The organism is Lacisediminihabitans sp. FW035 (genome assembly GCF_054880895.1).
Genome location: NZ_CM142187.1, coordinates 2455340 through 2480883, shown reverse-complemented (window position 1 = coordinate 2480883; position 25544 = coordinate 2455340). Strand labels below are relative to the sequence as shown.

The 25544-nt window shown below is 66.9% G+C and carries 16 protein-coding genes and 1 pseudogene; 13 read left to right on the top strand and 4 right to left on the bottom strand.

The genetic code is table 11. The annotated features are described in order from the left end of the window. Positions 1–45: 45 nt before the first annotated feature. Genes ACVXZ4_RS11825 through ACVXZ4_RS11815 form a run of 3 tightly spaced genes read left to right on the top strand, consistent with a single transcriptional unit; the run spans position 46 to position 4372 of the window. Positions 46–669 carry a TetR/AcrR family transcriptional regulator gene (locus ACVXZ4_RS11825; RefSeq protein WP_461795040.1) on the top strand — a complete coding sequence of 208 codons (624 nt, stop codon included), beginning with the start codon at positions 46–48 and terminating at the stop codon, positions 667–669. After that, positions 663–2396: an ABC transporter ATP-binding protein gene (locus tag ACVXZ4_RS11820; protein ID WP_461795039.1), complete on the top strand. Its 1734-nt coding sequence runs from the start codon at positions 663–665 to the stop codon at positions 2394–2396. The genes ACVXZ4_RS11825 and ACVXZ4_RS11820 overlap by 7 nt, the downstream gene beginning before the upstream one ends. Beyond that, complete coding sequence (locus tag ACVXZ4_RS11815; RefSeq protein WP_461795038.1) at positions 2393–4372, top strand: ABC transporter ATP-binding protein; 1980 nt, start codon at positions 2393–2395, stop codon at positions 4370–4372. Before ACVXZ4_RS11820 ends, ACVXZ4_RS11815 begins: the two co-directional genes overlap by 4 nt. Here the strand turns inward: ACVXZ4_RS11815 and ACVXZ4_RS11810 are convergent. The 4 genes from ACVXZ4_RS11810 to ACVXZ4_RS11795 form a co-directional block, all read right to left on the bottom strand. Further along, on the bottom strand, positions 4369–5430 hold the full coding sequence (locus ACVXZ4_RS11810; protein WP_461795037.1) for a hypothetical protein: 1062 nt from the start codon (positions 5428–5430) through the stop codon (positions 4369–4371). The two genes, ACVXZ4_RS11815 and ACVXZ4_RS11810, sit on opposite strands and share 4 nt — an antisense overlap. Before the next feature lie 60 nt (positions 5431–5490). Continuing rightward, positions 5491–6864: an NAD(P)/FAD-dependent oxidoreductase gene (locus ACVXZ4_RS11805; protein ID WP_461795036.1), complete on the bottom strand. Its 1374-nt coding sequence runs from the start codon at positions 6862–6864 to the stop codon at positions 5491–5493. Between the two features lie 246 nt (positions 6865–7110). Beyond that, the gene (locus ACVXZ4_RS11800) at positions 7111–8535 is read right to left on the bottom strand and encodes an aspartate aminotransferase family protein (RefSeq protein ID WP_461795035.1); all 1425 of its coding nucleotides are present in this window, start codon (positions 8533–8535) and stop codon (positions 7111–7113) included. Positions 8536–8539: 4 nt separating this feature from the next. Beyond that, entirely contained in the window at positions 8540–9007 is a 468-nt protein-coding gene (locus ACVXZ4_RS11795; protein ID WP_461795034.1) for an Lrp/AsnC family transcriptional regulator, read from the bottom strand. A 123-nt stretch (positions 9008–9130) separates the two neighbouring features. Between ACVXZ4_RS11795 and ACVXZ4_RS11790 the strand changes: the two genes are divergently transcribed. The 10 genes and pseudogenes from ACVXZ4_RS11790 to ACVXZ4_RS11745 all read left to right on the top strand — a co-directional run bounded on the left by ACVXZ4_RS11790 (position 9131) and on the right by ACVXZ4_RS11745 (position 25527). Continuing rightward, positions 9131–10567, top strand: a complete 1437-nt coding sequence (locus ACVXZ4_RS11790) for a gamma-aminobutyraldehyde dehydrogenase (RefSeq protein ID WP_461795033.1) — start codon at positions 9131–9133, stop codon at positions 10565–10567. Positions 10568–10606: 39 nt separating this feature from the next. Beyond that, a complete protein-coding gene (locus ACVXZ4_RS11785) occupies positions 10607–11302 on the top strand; it encodes an FHA domain-containing protein (protein ID WP_461795032.1) in 696 nt (231 codons plus the stop codon). Between the two features lie 37 nt (positions 11303–11339). Beyond that, on the top strand, positions 11340–12179 hold the full coding sequence (locus ACVXZ4_RS11780; protein WP_461795031.1) for a PP2C family protein-serine/threonine phosphatase: 840 nt from the start codon (positions 11340–11342) through the stop codon (positions 12177–12179). Positions 12180–12331: 152 nt separating this feature from the next. Continuing rightward, positions 12332–13777, top strand: coding sequence for a serine/threonine-protein kinase (locus tag ACVXZ4_RS11775; protein WP_461795030.1), 1446 nt, complete (start codon positions 12332–12334; stop codon positions 13775–13777). Between the two features lie 10 nt (positions 13778–13787). After that, positions 13788–19688, top strand: coding sequence for an Ig-like domain-containing protein (locus ACVXZ4_RS11770; RefSeq protein ID WP_461795029.1), 5901 nt, complete (start codon positions 13788–13790; stop codon positions 19686–19688). A gap of 36 nt (positions 19689–19724) precedes the next feature. Further along, positions 19725–20714, top strand: coding sequence for an AAA family ATPase (locus ACVXZ4_RS11765; protein WP_461795028.1), 990 nt, complete (start codon positions 19725–19727; stop codon positions 20712–20714). Further along, complete coding sequence (locus ACVXZ4_RS11760; protein WP_461795027.1) at positions 20711–22138, top strand: DUF58 domain-containing protein; 1428 nt, start codon at positions 20711–20713, stop codon at positions 22136–22138. Before ACVXZ4_RS11765 ends, ACVXZ4_RS11760 begins: the two co-directional genes overlap by 4 nt. Beyond that, positions 22135–24537 carry a transglutaminase-like domain-containing protein gene (locus ACVXZ4_RS11755; RefSeq protein ID WP_461795026.1) on the top strand — a complete coding sequence of 801 codons (2403 nt, stop codon included), beginning with the start codon at positions 22135–22137 and terminating at the stop codon, positions 24535–24537. The genes ACVXZ4_RS11760 and ACVXZ4_RS11755 overlap by 4 nt, the downstream gene beginning before the upstream one ends. Positions 24538–24585: 48 nt before the next feature. Beyond that, a pseudogene (locus ACVXZ4_RS11750) lies at positions 24586–24813 on the top strand (zinc ribbon domain-containing protein); the annotation flags it as partial. A 24-nt stretch (positions 24814–24837) separates the two neighbouring features. Then, positions 24838–25527, top strand: a complete 690-nt coding sequence (locus ACVXZ4_RS11745; protein ID WP_461797972.1) for an FHA domain-containing protein — start codon at positions 24838–24840, stop codon at positions 25525–25527. Positions 25528–25544 lie beyond the last annotated feature (17 nt).

Genomic DNA, 25544 nt, shown 5'->3' with positions numbered 1-25544 from the left:
ATGATCGATATTGTGAGTGAGCACTCACTCCGCTATCCTGAGCCGATGACATCGGTGAAAAGCCTCCGGGCGAGCCCACTCTCTGTCGACGAGCGGCGGGCGATGATCGTGGACGCCGTGATCCCGCTCCTGCTCGAGCACGGCCGGGACGTCACGACCAAGCAGATCGCCGAGAGCGCGGGCATCGCCGAGGGGACCCTGTTCCGGGCCTTCGGTGACAAGGAATCGATCATCTCGGCGGCTGTGGACAAATTCCTCGATCCGGAGCCGCTGCGCCAGATGCTCCGGGGCATCGATCCGGAAGAACCGATCGAGCGGAAGGTGCACGACATCATCTTCAACCTGAGATCCCGGTTTGAAGGGATCCTGGGCATCATGGCTGCCGTGGGCATGACCGGCAAACCTCCGGGTTCGCGATCGCGAGTCGGCAATCCGGAATTGCTCGCCGAGCTGATCGCCGAGAACGCTGATGTACTGCGCATCGAACCACACCGGGTCGCCTCTTTCGTGCGCATGCTCGCCTTCGCGTCATCCCTTCCGCCCCTCCGGGAGTCGGCACCGTTCACCACCGACGAGCTCACCGACCTTGTGCTCCATGGCGTGCTCGGCAGACCGGCCACTCCCGACCTCGAATCCCGCAACGATCAAGGAACCCACCGACAATGTTGATCCGCCTCCTGCGCCGCTATCTCCGGCCGCATTCACGACTGCTCGTGGGGGTCGTGTTCTTCCAGCTGCTTCAGTCGATCGCGTCCCTCTACCTTCCGACGCTCAACGCCGAGATCATCGACAAGGGTGTGGCCACTGGCGACACCGGCTACATCATCGGAACCGGCGCGATGATGCTCGGCATCACCGTGCTCCAGGTGGCCTGCGCAGTCACCGCCGTCTATTTCGGGGCGCGGGTCGCTATGGGCCTCGGGCGGGACATCCGGGCAGCCGTGTTCCACCAGGTCGGTGGCTTTTCCGAGCGCGAGGTGACGACCTTCGGCGCGGCGTCCCTCATCACCCGCTCCACCAACGATGTGCAACAGGTGCAGATGCTGGTGCTGATGACCTGCACGATGCTCGTGTCCGCTCCGATCCTCGCAATCGGCGGCATCGTGCTCGCGCTTCAACAGGACCTAGAGCTCTCCTGGCTGATGGCCGTGAGCATCCCGGTGCTCATAATCGCGATCGGCCTGGTGATTTCCCGCATGGTGCCGCAGTTCCGCCTGATGCAGAAGCGCATCGACACCATCAACCGGGTGCTCCGCGAGCAGCTTGCCGGCATCCGGGTCGTGCGGGCGTTCGTGAGGGAGGATGTCGAGACAGAGCGATTCCGGAAGGCGAACGACGATGTCACCGCGACGGCCTTCCGGGTGGGTCGGCTCACGTCGCTGATGTTCCCCATCGTCATGCTCGTGCTCAATGTCTCGAGCGTGGCCGTCATCTGGTTCGGTGCCTTCCGCATCGAGGACGGATCGATGCAGATCGGCACTCTCACGGCCTTCCTGCAGTACCTGCTTCAGATCCTCATGGCGGTGATGATGGCCACCTTCATGGCGATCATGATCCCGCGGGCCTCGGTGAGCGCCGACCGCATCGGCGAGGTGCTGGGGACAGAGTCGACGGTCGTACCCCCCGCCGACCCGGTGACCGAACTGACGGAGCACGGCACCATCGAGCTCCGGGACGTCGGCTTCGCCTACCCGGGCGCAGAGCAGCCGGTGCTCGTCGACGTCAGCTTCTCGGTTCCTGTCGGGCGCACGACCGCGATCATCGGCAGCACCGGGGCAGGGAAGACGACACTCGTGAACCTGCTTCCGCGCCTGTTCGACGCGACCTCCGGCACCGTGTTCGTCGACGGTGTCGACGTCTCCCGGCTCGATCCCGACCTCCTCTGGAGGCGCATCGGACTGGTGCCCCAGAAGCCCTACCTGTTCTCCGGCAGCGTGGCGAGCAACCTGCGCTACGGCAAGCCGGACGCGACAGACGAGGAGCTGTGGACGGCGCTCGACACCGCCCAGGCGAGCGACTTCGTCCGCGAGATGCCGGACGGCCTCGACTCCACCATCGCCCAAGGCGGGACGAACGTCTCCGGCGGGCAGCGCCAGCGCATCGCGATAGCGAGGGCCCTGGTGAAACGGCCCGAGATCTACGTCTTCGACGATTCCTTTTCCGCCCTAGACCTCGCGACGGATGCCCGGCTGCGTCGGGCGCTCGATCGCTCCCTTCCCGGTGCCACTATGGTGATCGTCGCCCAGCGCATCTCCACCATCATCGATGCCGACCAGATCGTCGTGCTCGAGGACGGCCGGGTCGTGGGCCTCGGCACTCACGAGGAGCTCCTCGAATCCTCTCCGACCTATCTCGAGATCGTGCAGTCACAACTCACCGTGGAGGCCACAGCATGAGCGACTCGAAGGACACCCGCACCCCCAACCGTCCCCCGATGGGCCGCGGTCCCGGTGGCGGCGGACCGTTCGCCGGCGCCGGGATGCCCGTCGAGAAGTCGATGAACTTCGCTCCCTCGGCCAAGCGGCTCATCGGCCGGCTCCGCCCGGAGCTCGTACGCATCGTCATCGTCACGCTGCTCACCGTCGTGAGCGTGTTCCTCACCGTGCTCGGGCCACGGCTGCTCGGTGAGGCGATCAACCTCGTGTTCGACGGCTTCATCTCGGCGAAACTGCCGGCGGGGGCATCCAAGGCGGAAGTGATCGCCGGGTTGCGCGCCTCCGGAAACACGGCTCAGGCGGACCTGCTCAGCGGGATGGATCTCACCCCCGGCGTCGGAATCGATTTCGGCGCGATCAGTCGCATCCTCATGATGCTTCTCGCGTTCTACCTGCTGGCCGCGGTGTTCGGCTACCTCCAGGGGCTCGTGCTCAACGGGGTGGTGCAGCGCACCGTCTACCGGCTGCGCTCCGACGTGGAGGAGAAGATCAACAGCCTGCCGCTTTCCTACTTCGACCGGATGCAGCGGGGCGAGCTGCTCAGCCGCGTCACCAACGACATCGACAACATCTCGCAGACCCTGCAGCAGACCCTCAGCCAGTTGCTCACGTCGCTGCTCACTGTCGTCGGCGTGCTTGTCATGATGTTCCTGATCTCACCGGTGCTCGCGCTAATCGCCCTTGTCACCATCCCCCTCACCCTCATGATCACCAAGGTGATCGCCGGCCGTTCCCAGAAGATGTTCGTCGCGCAGTGGAAGCACACCGGTGAGCTCAATGGCCAGATCGAGGAGACCTTCACCGGGCATTCCCTCGTGAAGGTGTTCGGCCGCCAGCGGGAGGTGGAGCAGCGCTTCGACGAGAAGAACGCACAGTTGTTCGAGGCCAGTTTCGGCGCCCAGTTCGTGAGCGGCATCATCATGCCCGCGATGATGTTCGTCGGCAACCTCGTGTACGTGGCCATCGCGGTCGTCGGTGGCCTGTTCGTGGCATCCGGCAGCCTCGGACTCGGGGACGTGACCGCCTTCATCCAGTACTCGCGCCAGTTCACCCAGCCGCTCACCCAGCTGGGGAGCATGGCCAACCTGTTGCAGTCGGGCGTAGCATCCGCCGAGCGGGTGTTCGAGCTGCTGGATGCCGAGGAGCAGTCGCCAGACCCGGTCGTCGCAAAGACTCCCGGCCCGTCAACGCCCGGCCGGCTCGCCTTCGAGGACGTGTCGTTCCGCTACACGGCGGACACCCCCCTCATCGAACATCTCTCGCTCACGGCCGAACCCGGTCAGACGGTCGCGATCGTCGGACCGACCGGCGCGGGCAAGACCACCCTGGTGAACCTGATGATGCGGTTCTACGAGCTCGACGGCGGACGGATCACCCTCGACGGTGTCGACACCGCGACGATGACCCGCGACGACCTGCGTTCGCGGATGGGGATGGTGCTGCAGGACACCTGGCTGTTCGGCGGCACGATCCGGGACAACATCGCCTACGGCAAGCCGGATGCCACGGAGGAGCAGATCCTCGAGGCCGCCCGCTCCACCTATGTCGACCGCTTCGTGCACTCGCTTCCCGAGGGCTACGACACGGTGCTCGACGATGAGGCGTCGAACGTGAGCGCGGGGGAGAAGCAGCTGCTCACAATCGCCCGCGCGTTCCTCGCCCGGCCGAGCGTGCTCATCCTTGATGAGGCCACCAGCTCCGTCGACACCCGAACGGAGGTGTTGGTGCAGAAGGCGATGAGCGCGCTGCGCACCGATCGCACCAGCTTCGTGATCGCGCATCGCCTCTCCACGATCCGGGACGCTGACCTCATCCTGGTCATGGAGGCGGGACGCATCGTGGAGCAGGGTACGCACGCCGAGCTGCTGGAAAGCGAGGGCGCGTATTTCCGCCTGTACAACTCCCAGTTCGCGGAACCGGCGGTGGAAGAGGCCTAGCCGCCCGCGCCGTCCGCAGGGATGGGCGTCGGGATGGTGGAGCCCGACGGGGCGTTGTTGAGGGCGCTGTTCAGCCCGGCCGCCTGGGCGGCGAGCTCATTGAGGCTGCTGATGTCGGCGTTGTATTGCGCGGTCTTCGCGAGCACATCGGCGTAGCTCGCGTCGAGGGCTTCGCGCCGCGCGTCGAGGGCGCGTTCGGCGAGATCGATCTGGCGATTCGAGGTGAAGTCGGTTCGGGCGTTGAACCGGCGGATGTCGGCATTCAGCGCCGCATATCCGCTCGTGTAGCCCGCGTATTGCGCATCGATCGACGAGCGGAGCACCTCCATGGCCGTCGACAGGGCGGCGGAACGATTCGCAAGGTCGGTGAAGACCGCGTCGGTCTTCACCTGCAGGGCGACGATGGCCTGCCGGTTGCCCAACCACTTCGCATAGTGCGCTTCGAGCTCTGGCGAGATCGACGCGATCTCGGTTCCGATGATCGAATGCAGTTCGTTGTCCCTCTCGCCGGGCTCGTTCTTCGCGTAGTAGTCGAGGCGTGCCTGGAACCCCGCATCCCCCGAGAGCTTCGCGGCCTCGTTCTCCAGGAGCGGCACCAGGTGCTGCTGCTCCACCGAGCTGAGCCGCGCCCAGGCCGCATGCAGCATCTCATGAGCCGCCACGACATCGGAGAGGCCGAGGAGGCGCGGCTCCGTCACGGCGAACAGGTGGATGGTGCGGTCGTTCGGGAGGTAACAACCGAGGATCCCGGTTCCCTCCTTATTGCTTGCGCAACTCGAAGCGAAGGTGGTGGATGTCTCGACCACCGGTTTGCTCGCGAGGAACACGAACCGGCCTTCGTCGGTGAACTGAGACGAGGTCATGAGGGAGGTGATTGCCGGCGAGGGGCGGAAGGTCCACACGGTGTACTGGTCGACGAGCCGGGGAATGCCGAGGAAGGCGAGCACCCCGGTTGCGACGAGTATCAGGGCGACCGCTGTCGGCAGCATCCGGGACAGGCGCGAGCGGGGTCGCGGAGAAAGCGGGACGGAATAGAGATCCTGCTCGAAGAGCGTCATGATCCCCCGATCGTCCGCATGGCTCGGCACCCCCGGCCGGATGCGAAAATCGTATCAGCGCTAGTGCCCGGTGAGGGGTGCCATCAGCCGGGCGGCGATCGAGGCGCGGCCGGTGAGGCGCTCTTCCGCATCCGCGATCTCCATCGCGGTGGTGCCGAGGTTCGCCCCGATGAAGCGAAGGGGTTCCCTCTCCCACTGCGGGGACCGGTGGTCGACCCACGGCAATCGGGAGAGTGCGGTGTCACGTCGGAGGATGAGGTCGGCGAGGGTGCGCCCGGCGAGATTGGTGGTACTGAGACCGTCTCCGACGTAGCCGCCCGCGGTGGCGATCCCGGTGGCGGCGTCGAACGATGCGCTGGCGTGCCAGTCTCGGGGCACACCGAGGGGGCCGCCCCACCGGTGGCTGACCACGGCATCCCGGGCAGCCGGGAAGATGTCGCCGAGCGTGCGGGCGAGATGATCGAAGACCGCTGGAACACGATCGTATTCGGGGTGGATGCTGCTGCCCCAGTGATACCGCGCGCCTCGACCACCGAACGCGAAACGGTTGTCTGCAGTGCGCTGCCCGTAGACCAGCAGGTGGCGGAAGTCGGCGAAGGTCTGCCCGTGTTCGATGCCGATCTCGTTCCAGGTCTCGTCGCTGAGCGGCTCGGTCGCGATCATCAGGGAGTAGAGGGGGAGCACCCGGCGGTGGGTCTGCGGGAGTGCCGCGCCGTATCCTTCGAGGGCGACCACGATGCTCCCCGCGGTCACATCACCGCGGTCGGTGGTCACCCGCCCGGAACGCCAGGACAGCACCTCGGTCTGTTCGTAGATGGTCACCCCGAGCCGCTCCACCGCGCGAGCGAGTCCGCGAACCAGCTTCGCGGGCTGCAGGCGTGCACAGGCGGGATCGAAGGTGGAGCCGAGGGCGCCGGTCGCGCCCCGAGGGCTGTGATCGGCATCCCTCAGCTGCAGGTCGTCGACCCCCCAGCGCTCGGCCTCGGCGACCTCCGCTCGGGCCGCGACCCACTGCGCGGCGCCGCGCGCCAGGCTCACCGTGCCCCCGCGCACGAAGTCGCAGTCGATTCCCTCTGCCGCCGTGACCCGGCCGACCTCGTCGACGGTGTCGATCATCGCCTGCCGCATCGCAACGGCCGCCGCCCGGCCGTGACGGCGGGCGAGGGACGCGGTCGATGCGGGGAACAGCGCGGAGCACCATCCGCCGTTGCGCCCGGAAGCGCCGAACCCGGCGATGTGCTTCTCGAGCACAGCGATGCGCAGGCTCGGTTGAGCCGACACGAGGTAGTACGCGGTCCACAGGCCCGTGAGACCGCCACCGACGATCGCGACGTCAACATCGAGGACGTCGGCTAGCGGAGGGCGGGGCGCCAGATCGTCGACGGCGGGGTCGAGCGAATCGAACCAGAAACTCAGGGTGCTGTAGTCCGTCACCGACTCTCCTTCATTCGCGTGGGGCCCGGCTCACACCTATATCGGTCCGAGCAGTCGCCGCCCGTGATCGAAATGCAGGACTGAGTGTTACTGGTGTTGCAGGAGTAGCACGAATCGCAACTCCTGCAACAGGGAGTCCTGCATTTCGAACGTAGGACAAGCGGGGCCATGGCACTCGGTGGGATCGGGACATGGTGGCGTGGGCGCGGGCGGGCTCGGCGACGCACGGATGTTGCGGATCGATGCTTAGAGCCGCGTCCAGGCCTCGGTGAGCACACCGCGCAGGATCTGCTCGATCTCGTCGAACTCGCTCTGGCCGATGGTGAGGGGCGGTGCGAGCTGGATCACCGGGTCGCCACGGTCATCGGCGCGGCAGTACAGCCCCGCGTCGTAGAGCGCCTTGGACAGGAATCCGCGCAGCAGGCGCTCCGACTCGTCGTCGTCGAAGGTCTCTTTCGTGACCTTGTCCTTGACGAGCTCGATGCCGAAGAAGTAGCCGGCCCCGCGCACGTCGCCGACGATCGGGAGGTCGTTCAGCTTCTCGAGGGTCGCGCGGAATGCGGGCGAGTTGAGACGCACGTTCTCGTTGAGCTTCTCCTCCTCGAAGATGTCGAGGTTCGCAAGCGCAACAGCAGAGGAGACCGGATGACCGCCGAAGGTGTACCCGTGATAGAACGAGGTGTTTCCGTGCTTGAAGGGCTCGTAGATCTTGTCGCTCACGATCGTGGCGCCGATGGGGGAGTATCCGCTCGTCATGCCCTTTGCGCAGGTGATCATGTCGGGCACGTAGTCGTAGGCGTCACAGGCGAAGAACTCGCCGATGCGCCCGAAGGCGCAGATGACCTCGTCGCTCACGAGCAGCACGTCGTACTGGTCGCAGATCTCGCGCACCCGCTTGAAGTAGCCGGGGGGCGGGGGGAAGCATCCGCCCGAGTTCTGCACGGGCTCGAGGAACACCGCGGCCACGGTCTCGGGGCCCTCGAACAGGATCATCTCCTCGATGCGGTTGGCAGCCCAGCGCCCGAAGGTCTCCAGGTCCTCGGTCGGGGCGCCCATCTCGGCGGCTCGGTAGAAGTTGGTGTTCGGCACGCGGAACCCTCCGGGGGTCACCGGCTCGAACATCTCCTTCATGGCCGGGATGCCCGTGATCGCGAGTGCACCCTGCGGTGTGCCGTGGTACGCGACGTTGCGGGAGATCACCTTGTGCTTGGTGGGGCGGCCCTGCAGCTTCCAGTAGTACTTGGCCAGTTTGAACGCCGTCTCGACGGCTTCGCCGCCTCCGGTCGAGAAGAACACTCGGTTGAGATCACCCGGGGCGTAGCTCGCCAGGCGGTCCGCGAGCTCGATGGCGCTCGGGTGTGCATACGACCAGAGCGGGAAGAACGCGAGCTCTTCCGCCTGCTTGGCCGCGACCTCGGCAAGTCGACGACGCCCGTGGCCGGCGTTCACGACGAAGAGTCCGCTGAGGCCGTCGAAGTACTTCTTCCCTGTCGAGTCCCAGATGTGGTGGCCATCGCCCTTGACGATGATCGGCACGCCGGGTCCGTCTTCCATGACGGATTGGCGCGAGAAGTGCATCCAGAGGTGGTCTTTCGCCTTCTGCTGCAGCTCGGCCTCGGTGAATTTCGAGGAGCTGACGGTGGCAGTGTCGGTCAGGTTGTCGATTGTCATTTTCTTATCTCGTTCCCCAGTTGTAGAACTGCTTCTGCAGTCTCAAATACACGAACGTCTCGGTCGACTGCACTCCCGGGATCCCGCGGATCTCCGTGTTGAGCAGTTCGATCAGGTCTTCGTCGTTCTCGCAGACGACCTCCGCGAGGATGTCGAAGCTGCCGGCGGTGAGCACGACGTAGTCGACCGCGGTGATGCGGCCGAGTCGCTCGGCGACCGTAGTGGTGTCGCCGGTCACCCGGATTCCGATCATCGCCTGGCGGTAGAAGCCGAGCTGCATCGGATCGGTGACGGCCACGACCTGCATGACGCCCGAATCGGTGAGCTTTTGCACCCGCTGCCGGACCGCGGCCTCGCTGAGACCGACGGCCTTGCCGATCTCGGCATAGCTCCGCCGGCCGTCGGCCTGCAGCTGCTCGATGATCGCCTTGGAGACCTCGTCGAGATGCATCGGCTTGGGATTCGGGCTCATGCCCTGATTCTGTCAGTGTGGTGGTGTTGTGACAAGTGAATCCGCATCCATCGGCGTGTTTTGCTGCGGAATCGGTAGCGTCACTCCGTGGCGCGGTGCCTGAACGCTCGCTATGTTTGGAGCATGAGCACCCCGGTATTGCGCAATTTCGTGAATGGCGAGTTCGTCGAGGCCAGAGCCGAATCCGCCTTCGACCTCATCGACCCCGCCACGGAAGAGGTCTACGGCTCATCGCCCGTGTCGAGCGCAGCGGACGTCGACTCGGCCTATCGCGCGGCCGCCGCGGCGTTCGAAGAATGGGGCGACACCACCCCGGGGGAGCGCCAGCTCGCCCTCTTCCGCATCGCGGACGCGATGGAGGCGAATGCCGAGAAGTTCGCCGACCTGGAGTCGAAGGACACCGGCAAGCCCCGGGCGACCCTGGTGACCGACGAGATCATGCTGTCCGTCGACCAGATCCGTTTCTTCGCCGGGGAGGCGCGCCACCTCGGCGGAATGGCCTCCGGCGAATACCTGAAAGACCACACCTCGCAGATCCGGCGCGAGCCGATCGGGGTCATCGGGCAGGTGACGCCCTGGAACTATCCCCTCAACATGGCGGTCTGGAAGTTCGCGCCGGCGCTGGCGGCGGGTAATACGACGGTGCTCAAACCCTCGGACACCACGCCGTCGGCCACCCTGTTCCTCGCCGAGATCGCCGCAGAGTTCCTGCCGAAGGGCGTGCTCAACGTCATCACCGGGGATCGCACCACCGGGGGAGCGATGATCGCCCACACGACCCCGCAGATGGTTTCTATCACCGGGTCGGTGCGAGCGGGGATGGAGGTCGCCAAGGCTGCGGCGGTCGATCTCAAGCGCGTCCATCTCGAGCTCGGCGGCAAAGCCCCGGTGATCGTCTTCGACGACGCGGACATCGAATCGGCTGTCGAGGGGATCGCGAGCGCCGGCTATTTCAACGCCGGGCAGGATTGCACCGCGGCGACCCGCGTGCTCGTGCAGGCCGGAATCCACGACGAGTTCGTGGCCGCGCTCGCCGCCTACGCACGGGAGAACGCCCACACCGGCGGGCCGGACGACGCCGGCGTGTTCTTCGGGCCGGTGAACAACGCGAATCAACTCGCGCAGGTGGAGGGATTCATCGACCGCCTTCCGGACAACGCGAACATCGAACTCGGTGGCCACCGGCAGGGGAGCGTCGGCTACTTCCACGAGGCCACCATCGTCTCCGGACTCCGGCAGACCGACGACGCGGTGCAGAACGAGATCTTCGGACCGGTCATCACCGTGCAGAGGTTCACCGACGAACCCCAGGCCCTCGAGTGGGCGAACGGAGTGCAGTACGGGCTCGCGTCGAGCGTCTGGACGCAGAACCACGGCCGGGCGATGCGGTTCGCCAAGCACCTCGACTTCGGCTGCGTGTGGATCAACACCCACATCCCGATCGTGGCGGAGATGCCTCACGGTGGATTCAAGCACTCTGGCTACGGCAAAGACCTGTCGAGCTACGGGTTCGAGGACTACACGCGCATCAAGCACGTCATGAGCTACATCGGAAACTGAGCGTCACGCCGCACTCTCCCTGGCGAGAGAATAGGGACCATGCAATCGGATGACGCGGATCACACGGTCGTCCGACCGCGCTCCGAAACGGTGGACAGCGCCGGCGCCGGCGCCGGAGAGCCCGAGGACCTCGAGGCCGACACCTTCATCCGTGCGACGCCCCCGGCGCAGCCCGCGGCGCCGGTGCCCGAAGACTCTCCGGCCGAACCTTTCACGCTGGTCGAACCGGCGGTCCCGCTCGCGATGCCGGAGGTCGCGGCGGCCCCCCGGGCATCCGCCGAGCCGCACGCCCTCGTGGAACCCCCACCGGGGCATCCGGCGGTGATTGAACGCCCGGTGACTGCGCGAGTGGGGCTTCCGGTCGATCCGGGCGGATTCACCGTGCCGTGGTACCGCATCCGTGTGAACCGCCACGAACCGATCCCGCTCGATGCCCCCGCCCTGATCGGACGCAAACCCGTTTCTCCGCGAATCGTGATCGGCGGGATGCCGCGCCTGGTGCGTGTACCGTCGCCCGGGCGAGAGGTCTCGAGCACGCACGTGGAATTGCGCCAGCAGGGAGCATCCGTCATCGTCACCGACCTGCGCTCCACCAACGGTACGGTGGTCTCGATCCCCGGATCGTCGGCACAAAAACTGCGCCAGGGCGAGTCGCTCGTCGTCTCGGCGGGAACAGTAGTGGATATTGGAGACGGCAACACCGTTGAGATCCTTCCCATCGAGCGCCTGGTCTGACGAGCGGACCTCCCCCAATGACTCGTGAAAGGCTCCCGTGACCGAGATCGGCAGGAGTGTGGCGCGGTTCAGCGTCGACATCCCGGACCATCCGGATGCCCGGCTGGTGCTTGCCTGGGGTGCCGCCACCGATACGGGTCGACGTCGTGCCCACAACGAAGACAGTTTTCTCGCCGAGGCGCCGATCTTCGCCGTCGCGGACGGCATGGGCGGACATTCCGCCGGCGACATCGCCAGCGCCGCGGTCGTCTCCCGGCTCTCTGAGGCGGTGACGGAGTCCTTCACCGACGCCGACACGATCGAACGGGGACTGCGGGCCGCGACCAGAGACATCGGTCTCGCCGCCGACGAGAAAGAACTGGGCGTCGGCACCACCGTCACCGGGGTGGCCCTCTCCCTGCAGGACGACGAGCCCTTCTGGACAGTGTTCAATGTGGGGGACTCCCGGGTCTATCTCTACGAACGCGACACCCTCGTGCAGGTGACGGTCGATCATTCGGTGGTTCAGGAGCTCGTCGACGCGGGAGTGATCCGAGCCGAGGATGCCGAGGCCCACCCGGACAGCAACGTGATCACTCGCGCCGTCGGCTTCAACGTCGAGGCGGTGCCCGACTACTGGGTGGTGCCGGTGCGCTCGGGGAGCAGGCTGCTGCTGTGCTCGGACGGTCTCACCAAGGAGCTGGATGCCGAGGGCATCCGCCTCCGACTCGCCGCCGGTCTCCCCGCGGAGGAGACCGCCCTCGCGCTCGTCGACGCCGCGCTCGAAGGCGGTGGTCGCGACAACATCACGACGATCGTGATCGACGTGCTCGAGAGCTCCGGTCTCGGCGAGTTCGAGAACACCATCCCTCGCACCTCGCCGACCCCGACGCTGTAGGCCTGTCCCCCAAAGGGGGGCCAAAAACAGGCCTGTGACCAGCAGATTTGTCCAACTGGCCCCAAACAAGGCGTGTCTACAATAGGACACCGGGACTTGCCCCGGCCCACAGCACCGACCGGCCTTCAGCCAGAGTCGTCGAAGGAGGAGAGATGGCACGACGATTGCCGTCCCAGCCTCCCGTGCTGCCCGGATTCGCGACGATCCACGTGCTCGGTTCGGGCGGATTCGCCGACGTCTTCCTCTACGAACAGAACATGCCGCGTCGCCAGGTCGCTGTCAAGGTGATGTTGAGCGAGGTGGTCAACGACCAGGTGCGGCAGATGTTCCAGGCCGAGGCCAACCTCATGGCCCAGCTCAGCTCTCACCCCTCGATCCTCACCGTCTACCAGGCCAGCGTGTCCTCCGACGGCCGGCCGTACCTCGTGATGGAGCTCTGCTCATCGTCGCTGAGCGAGCGCTACCGACGCGAGCGGATCCCGGTACCGGAGGTGTTGCGCATAGCCGTGAAGATCGGCAGCGCTATTGAGACCGCGCACCGCGCCGGCGTGCTGCATCGCGATATCAAGCCGTCCAACATCCTGCTCACCGCCTACGGTCACCCGGTGCTCTCGGACTTCGGCATCGCCTCCACGCTCAGCGAAGCGGACACCCACGAGTCCGTCGGGCTCTCGATTCCCTGGTCCGCTCCGGAAGTGCTGATGGACGAGACGCCCGGCAGCATCGCCTCCGAAGTCTGGTCGTTCGCCGCCACCGTCTATTCGCTGCTTGCCGGCCGTTCGCCCTTCGAGATCCCGGGGGAGTCGAACAAGTCGGCCGACCTCATCTCCCGCATCAACCGCGCCCGGCCGCAGCCGATCGGTCGCTCCGATGTGCCGCCGAGCCTCGAGCGGGTGCTCGGCCAGGCGATGGCCCGCAAACCGGAGAACCGCCCGGCCAGCGTGCTCGAGCTGGTGCGTGAGCTGCAGTCGATCGAGACGGAGCTCGGCGTGCCGCAGACGCCGATCGAGGTCGCGATGGACGACTGGGCGCTCGCGACGGTATCCGACCTCGAGGATCGCACCCGCATCCGCGGCATCGGGGGATCGGTTCCGACGGCCCGGGGACGCCGTAGACGCCGTTCCGCCAGCGCGACCTACGCCCCCGTCGGCACGGGCATGCGCCAGACTGCCGGTTCCCAGAACAGTCGCCAGAAGGGGATCCTCCAGAGCAGCGGCACGCGGCCGGTAGAGCGTGGACGGGGAATGCGCGCCCTCGCCTGGGGCCTCATCGTCAGCGCGGTGCTCGTGATCGCGCTCGGGGCGACCGCGACGTTCGTGCTCATCCGGGCCAATTCCGACAGCATCCCGCAGGTGACGGACATCGTGGCAAAGCCCGGGACCGACTCGATCAAATTCAGCTGGGCCGATCCGGGGCTCAAGACCGATGACTCTTACCAGGTGACGACCGGTGACGGGCGTTCCGCGCTGCAGACCTCATCGGACTATTTCGCCCAGAATGCGAAGGCCGGGGACCGGGTCTGCATCACCGTCGCGGTCAACCGCCAGGGGAAGACGGGACCTCCGAGCGCAGAGAAGTGCGTCGACTTCGGGGGGTGACGGCAGCCAGATGACTTTCAGGGAATGGCTCTCGAGCCACCGTTCACTCGTCGCGACAGCGACGAGCGGCTCGGTGATCGCGGCGCTCGTCGCGACCGTCGCCATCGTGTCTACCGGCTACACCGCCCAACGACTCGACCTCAACGACGGGTCGGTCTGGGTGGCCAATGGGAGTTCCCAGGTGATCGGCCGCGCGAACACCCAGGTGTTGGCCCTCAACACCGTCGTCGCCTCGAGCGGTGCGGACATCGAGACCATCCAGCGCGGTGCGACCGTGCTGCTGTTCGATCGCACGGACAGCAAGGTGGACATCGTCGATCCCGCCACGTCGAAGGTGCTCGACAGCGTTCCGCTTCCCCCGCAGGATCCCCAGCTCTCCCTCGCCGGCGACAACCTCGTCATCGCCGCCGGGGGAACGGGCCAGGTCTGGATCGTGCCCCTCGCCCAGCTGCCCACCTTCGACGCCCAGTCGCCGGCCACCCTCAGCCTCGGCGCGAACGCCGTCACGAGTGTGACACCCGACGGCATGCTGTTCGGATATTCCGCCGATACCCGGCAGGTGTACCAGGTGGATGCCGCGCACTCCGACACGGTGGCCGAATCGACCCGCGCCCGCTTCGGGGGCACGCGGCGCGACGTCGCCGTGACCTCCGTCGGCGGTCATTGGGTGCTCTTCGATGCGGTGAGCCGCACCCTCCTCACGGCGAATGGCACGATCGACCTCTCCCGTCAGATCTCCTCCGGTGGCAACGCCGTGCTACAGCAGGCCTCCAGCACGGGCGATTCGGTGCTGATCGCATCCTCGTCCGGGCTTCTCAGGGTGCCGGTCGCCGGGGGGACCCCGGTGCGGCTGACTGACAGCCAGGGAGGGATCCCGGCGGCTCCGCGCGTGATGGGCGGGTGCATTTTCGCCGCCTGGTCGATCGGCTCGGCGTGGAGGCAGTGCGGCAGCGCGGCGGGCGTGACCCTCTCGCTCGACTCCGTGCCGGCATCCGCCTCCGGTCTCACCTTCGTGTCGAATTCCGACCGCCTGGTGCTCAGCGATCCGCGGGGCGGCGGGGTGTGGGCGGTGCAGCAGGACGGCGAGCTCATCGACAACTGGTCCGACCTGATCACCGTGCGCCGAGACCAGCAGCAGGTCGCGCAGAACAACGAGGATGTGCCCCCCGACTTCGAGAAGACCCAGGTGCCGCCTGTCGCTGTCGACGACTCGTTCGGGGCGCGACCCGGGCGCACCAGTGTGCTTCCATTGTTGCTCAACGACTACGACGCCAACGGCGACGTTCTCGTGATCTCCGACGTGACGGCGATCGACGAATCGATCGGCCACCTCGACCTCATCAACGACGGCCAGCAGGTGCAGATCACCCTGAGCCCGTCCGCCAGCGGAACGGTCTCGTTCGGCTACTCGATCAGCGACGGCCGTGGTGGCACGGCGAGCGCGAAAGTGACGGTGGCGGTACGGCTGCCCTCGGAGAACTCCCCGCCCTACCAGGTGAAGCAGACGAAGGCACTGGTCGCGGCCGGCGGTCGAGTGACTCAGGACGTGCTCGGTGATTGGGTCGACCCCGACGGCGATGCCTTCTACCTCACGTCCGCAGCGACGGCGGCCCCCGACACCGTGAGCTACAAGCCCGAGGGCACCGTCGTCTTCACCGACGGCGGGTCGACGGCGGGGTTGCGCTCGGTCGCTCTCGTGGTCTCGGATGGCAAGGCCAGCGGCACCGGCGCACTCTCGGTCACGGTCAAACCCGTGGGGTCGGTGCCGATCATCCCCGATCCCTACGGAAAACTGGCCTACGCCGGGCAGGAGATCACGCTCTCGCCACTCGAGCACGTGCGGGGCGGATCCGGAACGCTGCGGCTCGCCAGCGTGCCCGCGAAGAGCGGTGTCACGATCACTCCGAGCCTCGAGGCCGGCACCTTCCGGTTCCTCAGCGACCAGGTCGGCACCCATTACATCGACTACGTCGTCAACGACGGTGACCAGACGGCGAACGGGATCGTGCGAATCGACGTCGCCGCCGCGCCCGACCCCAATACCAAGCCCATCACCATCCCCAAGAACATCTTCGTGCAGTCTCTGAGCACCCAGACGATCGACGTGGCATCCACCGACCGTGACCCGGCGGGCGGCGTGCTGCTGGTGACCGGTGTGTACAACGTCGCCCCGGGCTCCGGAGTCACCGCCGAAGTGATCGAACAGCGGTCCATCCGGGTCACGCTCACCGCCCCGCTCGAAAACGGTCCGGTCACGTTCAACTACAGGATCACCAACGGACTTGCCGAAGCCGAGGGCGTCGTCAACGTCGTGGAGATTCCGCGACCGAGTCGGCCCCAGCCCCCGATCGCCAACGACGACAACGTCACCGTGCGGGTCGGCGACGCCATCGACATCCCGGTGCTCGACAACGACGTGCAGCCGGATGGGGAAGCGCTCACCCTCAACCCGCTGCTTTCGACCTCGCTCGGCGGCGACTCCGGCCTGCTGTTCGCCTCCGGCAACGTGCTGCGCTACCTCGCACCGCAGAAGACCGGGGACTTCATCGCCGTCTACGAGGTCTCCGATCCCAACGGGCAGGTGGCCCAGGCCCAGGTGAAGATCTCGGTGCGCGAGGCGGTCGAGGCGACCAACAACCCACCGGTGCCGAAGACCGTGATCGCCCGGGTGCTCGCCGGCGAGACGGTGCGCATCTCGATCCCGCTCACCGGCATCGACCCGGACGGGGACTCCGTGCAACTGCTCGGCCAGGCGACGAACCCGACAAAGGGCTCGGTCACCTCGGTCGGCACCGACTACGTCGACTATCTCGCCGGTGACTATTCGGCGGGCACGGATTCCTTCACCTATACCGTGATCGATGCGCTCGGCGCCCGCGCGACCGGGATCGTGCGGGTGGGCATCAGCCCGAAGGTGCAGGGTGCTCGAAACCCCATCGCCGTCTCCGACGAGGTACGGATCCGCCCGGGCGGTACCATCTCGGTGCAGGCGCTCCTCAACGACTCCGATCCGGATGGCGGAACCCTCACCATCACGAAGGTCGAGCCGAACACCAAGGACATCGTCGCCCGCATCGAGGGGGACATCGTGAAGGTGACCCCGCCGACGAAGCCCGGCACCTACGGTCTCGTCTACACGATCGAGAACTCGTTCGGTGGCACGAGTTCGGCATTCATCACCGTCATCGTGAGCACGGATGCCCCGCGCGCCTTCCCTGTGGTGCAGGACACCGTCCTGACCCTGTCCGATGTGCTCGGGCGCGACTCGCTCGACGTGAATGTGCTGAAGAACGTCTTCTTCGCCGACGGCAACGTCTCGACCCTCGCCGTGTCGGTGCTGCCGGGGTACTCCAGTGACGCGCGGGTGACGGCGAACAAGCGCATCCACGTCACCGTGCAGAACAAGAGCCAGATCATCCCCTTCGCCGTAGCGCACCCGGATGACGCGAGCGTGGTCTCCTACGCCTTCGTCTGGGTCCCGGGGCTCGATGACGCCCTCCCGCAGCTCAACCGCAAGGCACCCCCTCTCACGATCGCGAGCGAATCCCCCCTCACGATCGACCTGAACGACTACGTGATCGCCGTCGGGGGCAAGCAGGTGCGCCTCACCGACTCGACCACCGTGCAGGCCACCCACGCCGATGGATCCGGCCTGGTGGTGAATGACCACACCCTGCGCTTCACCTCCGCCGACAAGTACTTCGGGCCGGCGTCGATCTCCTTCGAAGTCACGGACGGCACCTCTGCGACCGATCCGAACGGCCGGAAGGCCACCCTCGTGCTTCCGATCAAGGTGACCCCGCGGCAGAACCAGCCTCCCGCCTTCATCGGGGGCGTCATCGACTTCGAACCGGGCACGTCTAAAGAGCTCGACCTGCTCAAGCTGACGAACTACCCCTATCCGAACGACCTGGCCGAGCTCACCTACTCCGTGCTCAGCCCGTTCCCCGAGGGCTTCACCTACACCCTCACCGGCCAGAAGCTCGTGCTGCGGGCGAACGAGAGCGCGGTGAAGGGGGCGACGACGGCGATACTGCTCGGCGTCCAGGACAACACGACCACCGGTCAGCAGGGCCAGATCCAACTCAACGTCGTGGCGTCCAGCCGTCCGCTCGCCAAGCCGGCACCGGACTCCGTGCTCGCACCGCGCGGCCAGACCACGACCGTCGATGTGCTCGCCAACGACGAGGCCACCAACCCCTTCCCCGGCAAGCCCCTCAAGGTGCTGGCCATCCGCGGGCTCGACGGGGGATCCGTGCCGGCCGGCCTCACCATCTCGCCGAGCGCCGACAACCGTCGCCTGACCATCACCGCGTCATCGGCCGCCCAGCCTGTCGACACCAACCTCCAGTACGAGGTCGCCGATGCGACCGGGGATCCGGACCGCTACGTCTGGGGCTCCATCACGGTCTCGGTGCAGGACAAGCCGGATCCGGTGACTGCTCTCAAGGTGTCCGCCTTCTCCGATCGCGCTCTCACCGTGCGGTGGAGCCCTGGCCTCGCGAACAACTCTCCCATCACGGGCTACGACGTGATCATGACCTCGGCCTCGGGTGCGGCAATCTCCACGACCTCCTGTGCCGTCGCCGTATGTGACGTGACCACGCCGGGCAACGGGCCCGCAAACGGGGTGCGGCTCGCGGTCAGGGCGAACAACGCGATCGGTGCCTCGGATGTCGCGGACCTCGGCAGCACCGTCTGGTCCGATGTCATCCCCCCGGCTCCCACCGGCCTCGCCGCCGGCCCGCTCGACACGGGACTCCACGTCACCTGGAACGCCGTGACGACGCCGTCCGGCGGCAGTGCGGTGAACAACTACCGCCTGATCGTCGGCGGCTCGACCACGGATGTCGACCCGTCTACCGCCTGCAGCGGTGGCTCATGCTCGGCCGATGTGTTCGGCCTGACGAACGGCCAGAATGTCTCGGTTTCGCTGAGTGCCCGCAACTCGGCCCTCGCGACTCTGGCGACCTGGAACTCGGCGAGCTCCAGCGGCACGCCGGCCGGGCCGCCGTTGTCCATCGGCTCCCCGACGGCGACGGCAACCGACACCTCGATCGCCCTGGCCTGGGCGGGCGCCTTCAGCGACAACGGCCGGGTGATCTCGGGGTACCGAGCCATTGCGTACACCGGCACTCGCCCGACCTGCGACGCTCCAAACCCTTCCGGCGCGACTTCGCAATCCGTCGGTACTTCGACCTCGGCGACCTTCACCGGGCTCTCGACCGAGTCGGGTTACTCGCTCGTCGTGCTCGCCGACAACAGCATCGGCTGCGCCTCGAGCCCCGCGGTATCGGCCCACACGAGCCCCGGGGTGGTGACGAACGCGAGTTTCAGCGGACCGAACAAGAACGGCAACGCCTACGACTTCACCCTCGTGGCCGCTTCGATCGGCACTCCGCTCTCGGGCGAATACACCTTCTTCTACCGGCTCAGCGGCACCGGGGTCGACGGCTCGCAGTCGGCAACGGCCGTGCCGTTCGGAAGTTTCCTCACGGCGAACGGTACCCAGTACGGCCGGGATGTCTCGGTGCAGCTGAGAGCCTGCCGCAGTTACGACGGAGCGGCACCGATCTGCCAGTCGAATTGGTCGGCAGCGTTCGCCCTCGGCACGCCGGTCGATCCCCAGATCGGACCGGTCACCTTCACCCCGGTAACCAACCCGGCCAATCCGAATGATCCGAGCGGCACGTTCACCTGGCCGAGCTGGACGTCGGCGAGCTATCCCAGCATCCAGTACTCCTGCGGCAACGGGTCGGGAGACCCGCTGTTCCCCGCCGACACCAGCCAGGGCGGCCAGTGCGTCGCCCTGGTGCCGCCTGGCCAGGACCCCGTCCTCACCATCGTCGTCAGTACCGCCGACGGAAGTTCCTACACGATCCAGTACGACAGGAACGGCAATGTCCGATAACGTGCGGAGACCCCCGCTGAACCGAGAGGCACCCGCATGACGATGACACCCGAGCAGGCCACCTGGTTCTCCGACATCTTCAATCGCCTGGTGGCGAACGTCGACCAGGTGCTTCTCGGCAAGACCTTCGTCATCAAGCTGTCATTCACGGCACTGTTGAGCGAGGGCCACCTGCTGCTCGAGGACTTCCCCGGAACGGGCAAGACCTCCCTCGCCCGCGCCATGGCGCAGAGCGTGAAGGGCTCGACCAACCGCATCCAGTTCACTCCCGACCTGCTTCCCGGCGACATCACCGGGGTCAGCATCTACGACCAGGGTGCGGGGGAGTTCGAGTTCCACCGCGGTCCGATCTTCGCCAACATCGTGCTCGCGGACGAGATCAACCGGGCGAGTCCGAAGACCCAGGCCGCCCTCCTCGAGGTGATGGAGGAGGGCCGGGTCACCGTCGATGGGATCTCACACCCCGTCGGCGCGCCGTTCATGGTGATCGCTACCCAGAACCCCATCGAGCAGGCAGGCACGTACCGGCTTCCGGAGGCCCAGCTCGACCGTTTCATCATGAAGGCGTCGATCGGTTATCCCGACCACGCGTCGACGGTGCGGATCCTCGAGGGCGCCGGCGTGAAGGCGCACGAGACTATCCTGCCGCCGATCGCCACCGACGAGGTGATCGTGGAGATGGGCGCCCTCGCGCGCACGGTGCACGTCGACGCCACGATCAACGATTACGTGTCCCGACTGGTCGAGGCGACGCGTTCGGCGACCGAAGTGCGTCTCGGAGCCAGTGTGCGTGGCGCCCTCGCGCTCATCCGCACCTCGAAGACCCTCGCCGCAGCAAACGGCCGGCACTACGTCATTCCGGATGACGTCAAGGCCCTCGCCGAGCCCGTGCTCGCTCATCGACTCGTGCTCGATCCCGAGGCCGAGTTCGACGGGGTCACGGCCTCGAGCATCGTCAGCCAGCTGCTGATCGAGACCCCGCCGCCGAGCGACCGCCAATCGGTGAACGACAGGCAATCGGTGTGACCAACCGCGAACCGGGTGCGAGCGGAAGGGCGCGGGGGCAATCCGGCCATGCGTCCCGCTCGTCGACATCGTCCGCCCATTTCGACTCCGCCCACGGCACGGAATCGGCCGGCCTCACGAACGCACGCACTCGGATCGTCGGCGATCGCACCGGATTCCTCGCCGACGCGATCATCTCCCTCGTGCGATTCTTCCGCGCGATCGGAGGGATCTTCTCAGCGTGGTTCGGGCGGGTCTCGTCGGTGGTCACCGCTCTCGGCTGGTCGATGCTCCTCATCGTGCCCGCCGCGTTCGTCTTCGGGTACGGCCTTGGCTGGGTGGAACTCGTGGCGGTGGCGTTCGCCGGCACTGTGCTCATCATCGTCGCCGCGATCTATCTCGTCGGGCGCAACGCCTTCGTGATCGAGCTCACCGTGCCGCACAGCCGCGTTGTCGTCGGTGAGCGCGCCACCGGGCTCATCATCGTGACCAATCCGACCCGCCGGCGCCTCATCGGTGTCAAGGTCGAGGTACCGATCGGTCGGGGCCTCGCCGAGATCGCTATGCCCGGACTCGCGCGGGGCGAATCCTTCCGCCACGAATTCCTCGTGCCGACCACCCATCGCGGCGTGCTCTCCATCGGCCCGGTGCGCACCGTGCGCGCCGACCCGGTCGGGCTCGTGCGCCGAGAACTCGTCTGGACGGATGCCAGGGAGCTGTTCATCCACCCGCGCACCATCGGGATCCCCTCCACCAGCACCGGGTTCGTGCGGGACCTCGAGGGCAACCCGACCCGCGACCTGTCGAACAGTGACGTCTCATTCCACGCCCTCCGGGAGTATGTCCCGGGGGACGAACGCCGCTACATCCACTGGAAGAGCACGGCGAAGACGGGCACCTACATGGTGCGCCAGTTCGAGGAGACCCGCCGGAGCCACCTCGTGATCGCCCTGAGTCTCGCGACCGCGAACTACGCCACCGACGAGGAGTTCGAGATGGCGGTGAGCGTGGCGGGCTCGCTCGGCGCGCGGGCGATCCGGGATGCCCGAAACGTGGCCGTCGTCGTGAGCGAGAAGACCCCCGAGTTCGCCAAGCGCAAGGTGCTCGCCGTTCGCCACCTCAACACCCTCACCCGCACCCGCCTTCTCGACGACCTCGCCGTCGTCGAGCCCGCGGAATCCGCGCTCGGCATCATGGATGTCGCGCGCGTCGCCGCCGACGAAGTGACGGGCATCTCCGTGGCATTCCTCGTCTGCGGTTCGCTGGCCACCCCCACCGAACTCCGGGCGGCCTCGACCAAGTTCCCGCCCGGCGTGGAGGTCGTGGCCGTGGTCTGCGACCCCGAGACCGTGCCGGGACTTCGCCGGGTCGCCGGTCTCAGCGTGCTCACCATCGGCTACCTCGAAGACCTGCAGAAGTCACTCGCGAGAGCAGCGGCAGCGTGAGCACCGGCTCCGACAGCGTCCGCCGCATCGACAGCAAGCGTCGGTCGAAGGTCGAGAAACGTCGCTCAGGCAAGCGTCGCAAGAGCGGTCGCGCGCGATTGTCACCCGGCTTCACGGCGACGACCATCCTCATGCTCTGGCTGACCACGCTCATCGCCTCGGCAGCGCTCTGGCCGATCTACCAGTCCGTGCAACTCCTCGCGGTGGTTGGCGCCTCCGTCTTGGTCGGATCGGCGATCGCCTTCTCCGGTGCGCTCTATCGCTGGTCGACCCTCACTGTCACTCTCGTCACAACGGGGGTCTACCTGCTGATCGGGGTGCCTCTCGCCATCCCCGACAAAGCGCTCTACGGCGTGCTGCCGACGCTCGACGGCGAGTTGGAACTTCTGCGGGCGACCGCGCTCAGCTGGAAGCAGCTCCTCACCATCACCCTGCCGGTCGGCTCCTACCAGTCGCTGCTCGTGCCGGCGTTCATCCTGGTACTCGGCACAACGGTCGTCGGGCTCTCGGTCGGCCTTCGCGCCCGGTGGGGGGAGCTCGGTGTGCTCGCGCCGATCGTGCTCTTCATCACCGCGATCATCTTCGGGGCCTCGACCGCGACCTGGCCGCTCGAGCTCTCTCTCGGGCTACTCGCCACGTCGCTCGGCTGGCTGGTCTGGAGACGGTGGTACCGCCGACGGGAGTCGATCCGGCTGCTCGCGGCGCAGGCGCTCGACAGCGATGGTCGACCGCTCGAGACTGCGGGCGACACCAACTTCGCCGGATTCCGCACGGTGATGGGGGCCGGCCTCATCGTGCTGCTCGCCGCAGGTAGTGCGGTGGCCGCGACGATGTACCTGCCGCCGACGGCGCAGCGGCATGTCTTGCGCACGGCCGTCGTGAAGCCGTTCGACCCTCGGGTCTACGCGAGCCCGCTCAGCGGGTTCCGGCACTACGAGGAGACCATCCCGGCGAATACGACGATGCTCACGGTCACGGGTCTCCCGATCGGAGGCCGCATCCGTATCGCGACGCTCGACACCTACGACGGAATCGTCTACTCGGTGGGCAGTTCGCAGGTCTCGAGCGAGTCCGGGTCCTTCACCCGGGTGCCCTCCACTTTCGACCAGTCGGGCACCTCCGGGTCGCCGGTCTCACTGCGTGTCACAGTCGGAGACTATTCAGGCATCTGGCTTCCCACCGTCGGCAAGTTCGAGAGCGTCTCCTTCTCCGGACCGGATGCCTCCCAGCTGCGGGACTCGTTCTTCTACAACAACACCAGCGGAACCGCTGCCGTCGTCCGGCCACTGGCCTCGGGTGACGCCTACGAGCTCGACGCGATAGTGCCGCGCCAGCCCGCCGCCGACCAGCTGGCCGGGCTGCGTCCCGGTACTGCAGAGGTCCCGCGGACCGCAGAGCTTCCCGACCAGCTCTCGTCCACCCTCGACGAATGGACGCGAACGCAGTCCACACCGGGTGCGCGACTCGCAGCGATGATCGCGGCGATGAAGGCGACGGGGTATATCAGCCACGGGGTGGACCCTGAGCTCCCGGCGAGCCGCTCCGGCCACGCCTCCGACCGCATCACTCAGCTGCTCACCGACCAGCGGATGATCGGCGACCAGGAGCAGTACGCCGTGACCGCCGCGCTGATGGCCCGGCAGCTCGGTTTCCCGGCACGGGTCGTATTCGGATTCGTGCCGGAGGTGAACACCCAGGGTGCCACCCAGGTGCTCGGCAAGGACATCTCCGCCTGGATCGAGGTCGACACGGCCCAGTACGGCTGGGTGACGGTGGACCCGACGCCGCCGGTTCGCGAAATCCCTGCGGAGGTGCCGAAGGATCCGACCACGATCGCCCGCCCGCAGTCGCCAGTGCAGCCTCCGATCGAGGATCCCACCCGACCCACCGCCCAGTTGCCGCCGGACAGCAGCCAGGACTCGTCCACCACAGACAACCCCTTCCTGCTCATACTCATCGCTGTGCTCCAGGTGCTCGGCTGGGTCGTGCTCGGGGCGGCGATCGTGCTCGCTCCCTTCATCGCGATCGTCGTGGCGAAGCTGCGGAGACGGATGCTGCGGCGTCGGGCCCCCACCGCCATCCAGCGCATCAGCGGGGGATGGCAGGAGTTCGAGGACGCCGTCGTCGATCACGGTTTCGAACCACCGTCGTCTCCCACGCGCACCGAGGTGGCCGCAACAGTCGGCGGTGTGCAGCCGCTCGTGCTCGCGGCAGTGGCCGACCGGGCGGTCTTCTCTCCCGACCAGTCGAGGGACGACGAGGCCGACCAGGTGTGGCGCGCGGTCAGCGACCTTCGGGAGACACTGAATGGAGGTCTCACCCGCTGGCAGCGCATCAGGGCGGCGATCTCGTTGCGATCGCTCGGTGGATATAGTGTCAAGAGACTGTTCAGGCGATAGTCGAATGGCCGATTCGGGGTGGACGCAGTGGGGGAGGGCCCGAGAGCGATGACGTGCACATACTGCGGCACCGCGCTGCCGGCCGGTGCGCTCTTCTGTGGAGAATGCGGGCGAGCAGTCGTCGGCCCGGCAGCCGTCGCGATCAAGTTGGCCACGGCGCCGCCCCCCTCGATCGAACACCGCCAGGACCTCGACTACCCACCGGCGATGTCGCAGACGGTGCAGAACCCGGTTCCTCCGTTGGTCATTCCGAGGTCCGACGGGGCTGCGACGGTGGTCTGCGAGCAGTGCGGATCGCCCATGTCGGAAGACGATATCTTCTGCGGGGAATGCGGTTTCGTCTCGAGGGCCGCCAGCGAGGATTTCGGGCGGTCCCGCGACACCGCCATCATCGAGCTTGCGCCGCCGCGCGCTGCGGAGGTGCGCCCGCGTCCGGTCCCGGTCGTCGACCGGCTTCCCGACTTCGAACCCGCGGCGAACGTCGAGACGCCTGCTCTCATCGATGATCCGGGCGCCCCGTCCGCTTCCGCGTCGCCGGCCGGGGGCCTGCCGGCGGAGCCCGCGTGGGGCGGTCCGGCCCCCCACCCCGAGACGAGGACGACCGCGCCGTACGACGACTCCGCCGACCTGGAAGCGACCCGGATCTCCCGCGCCGGGAGGGCCGGAGAACGTTTCGTGCTCCAGTTCAGCACCGGCGAGAGCTTCACGGTCTACGGCAGCGGGCTGATCGGCCGCAACCCCCGGTCGGAGCCCGGCGAATACTTCGACCAGCTGGTTCGGGTCCTCGACCCCAGTCGATCGGTCTCGAAGGTGCATCTCGAGTTCGGGCAGGAGGCGGGCCGGTTCTGGATCATGGACCGCTTCTCCGGCAACGGAACGATAGTGCGAGAGCCAGAGTCCGAACCGGTGCGATGCCAGCCCGAGAAGCGCTTCCGTCTCGCCCGAGGCACGCGGGTGGACATCGGCGAGCAGTTCTTCATCGTGAGCTGAGCCCACTACTCCTCGAC

What these genes read in the sequence shown, in the direction of transcription:
- ACVXZ4_RS11820 (WP_461795039.1), top strand. Translation starts at nt 663, where the DNA reads ATGTTGATCCGCCTCCTGCGCCGCTATCTCCGGCCGCATTCACGACTG.
- ACVXZ4_RS11800 (WP_461795035.1), bottom strand. Translation starts at nt 8,535, where the DNA reads ATGACAATCGACAACCTGACCGACACTGCCACCGTCAGCTCCTCGAAA.
- ACVXZ4_RS11765 (WP_461795028.1), top strand. Translation starts at nt 19,725, where the DNA reads ATGACGATGACACCCGAGCAGGCCACCTGGTTCTCCGACATCTTCAAT.
- ACVXZ4_RS11745 (WP_461797972.1), top strand. Translation starts at nt 24,838, where the DNA reads ATGTCGGAAGACGATATCTTCTGCGGGGAATGCGGTTTCGTCTCGAGG.
- ACVXZ4_RS11825 (WP_461795040.1), top strand. Translation starts at nt 46, where the DNA reads ATGACATCGGTGAAAAGCCTCCGGGCGAGCCCACTCTCTGTCGACGAG.
- ACVXZ4_RS11815 (WP_461795038.1), top strand. Translation starts at nt 2,393, where the DNA reads ATGAGCGACTCGAAGGACACCCGCACCCCCAACCGTCCCCCGATGGGC.
- ACVXZ4_RS11785 (WP_461795032.1), top strand. Translation starts at nt 10,607, where the DNA reads ATGCAATCGGATGACGCGGATCACACGGTCGTCCGACCGCGCTCCGAA.
- ACVXZ4_RS11770 (WP_461795029.1), top strand. Translation starts at nt 13,788, where the DNA reads ATGACTTTCAGGGAATGGCTCTCGAGCCACCGTTCACTCGTCGCGACA.
- ACVXZ4_RS11795 (WP_461795034.1), bottom strand. Translation starts at nt 9,007, where the DNA reads ATGAGCCCGAATCCCAAGCCGATGCATCTCGACGAGGTCTCCAAGGCG.
- ACVXZ4_RS11775 (WP_461795030.1), top strand. Translation starts at nt 12,332, where the DNA reads ATGGCACGACGATTGCCGTCCCAGCCTCCCGTGCTGCCCGGATTCGCG.
- ACVXZ4_RS11810 (WP_461795037.1), bottom strand. Translation starts at nt 5,430, where the DNA reads ATGACGCTCTTCGAGCAGGATCTCTATTCCGTCCCGCTTTCTCCGCGA.
- ACVXZ4_RS11790 (WP_461795033.1), top strand. Translation starts at nt 9,131, where the DNA reads ATGAGCACCCCGGTATTGCGCAATTTCGTGAATGGCGAGTTCGTCGAG.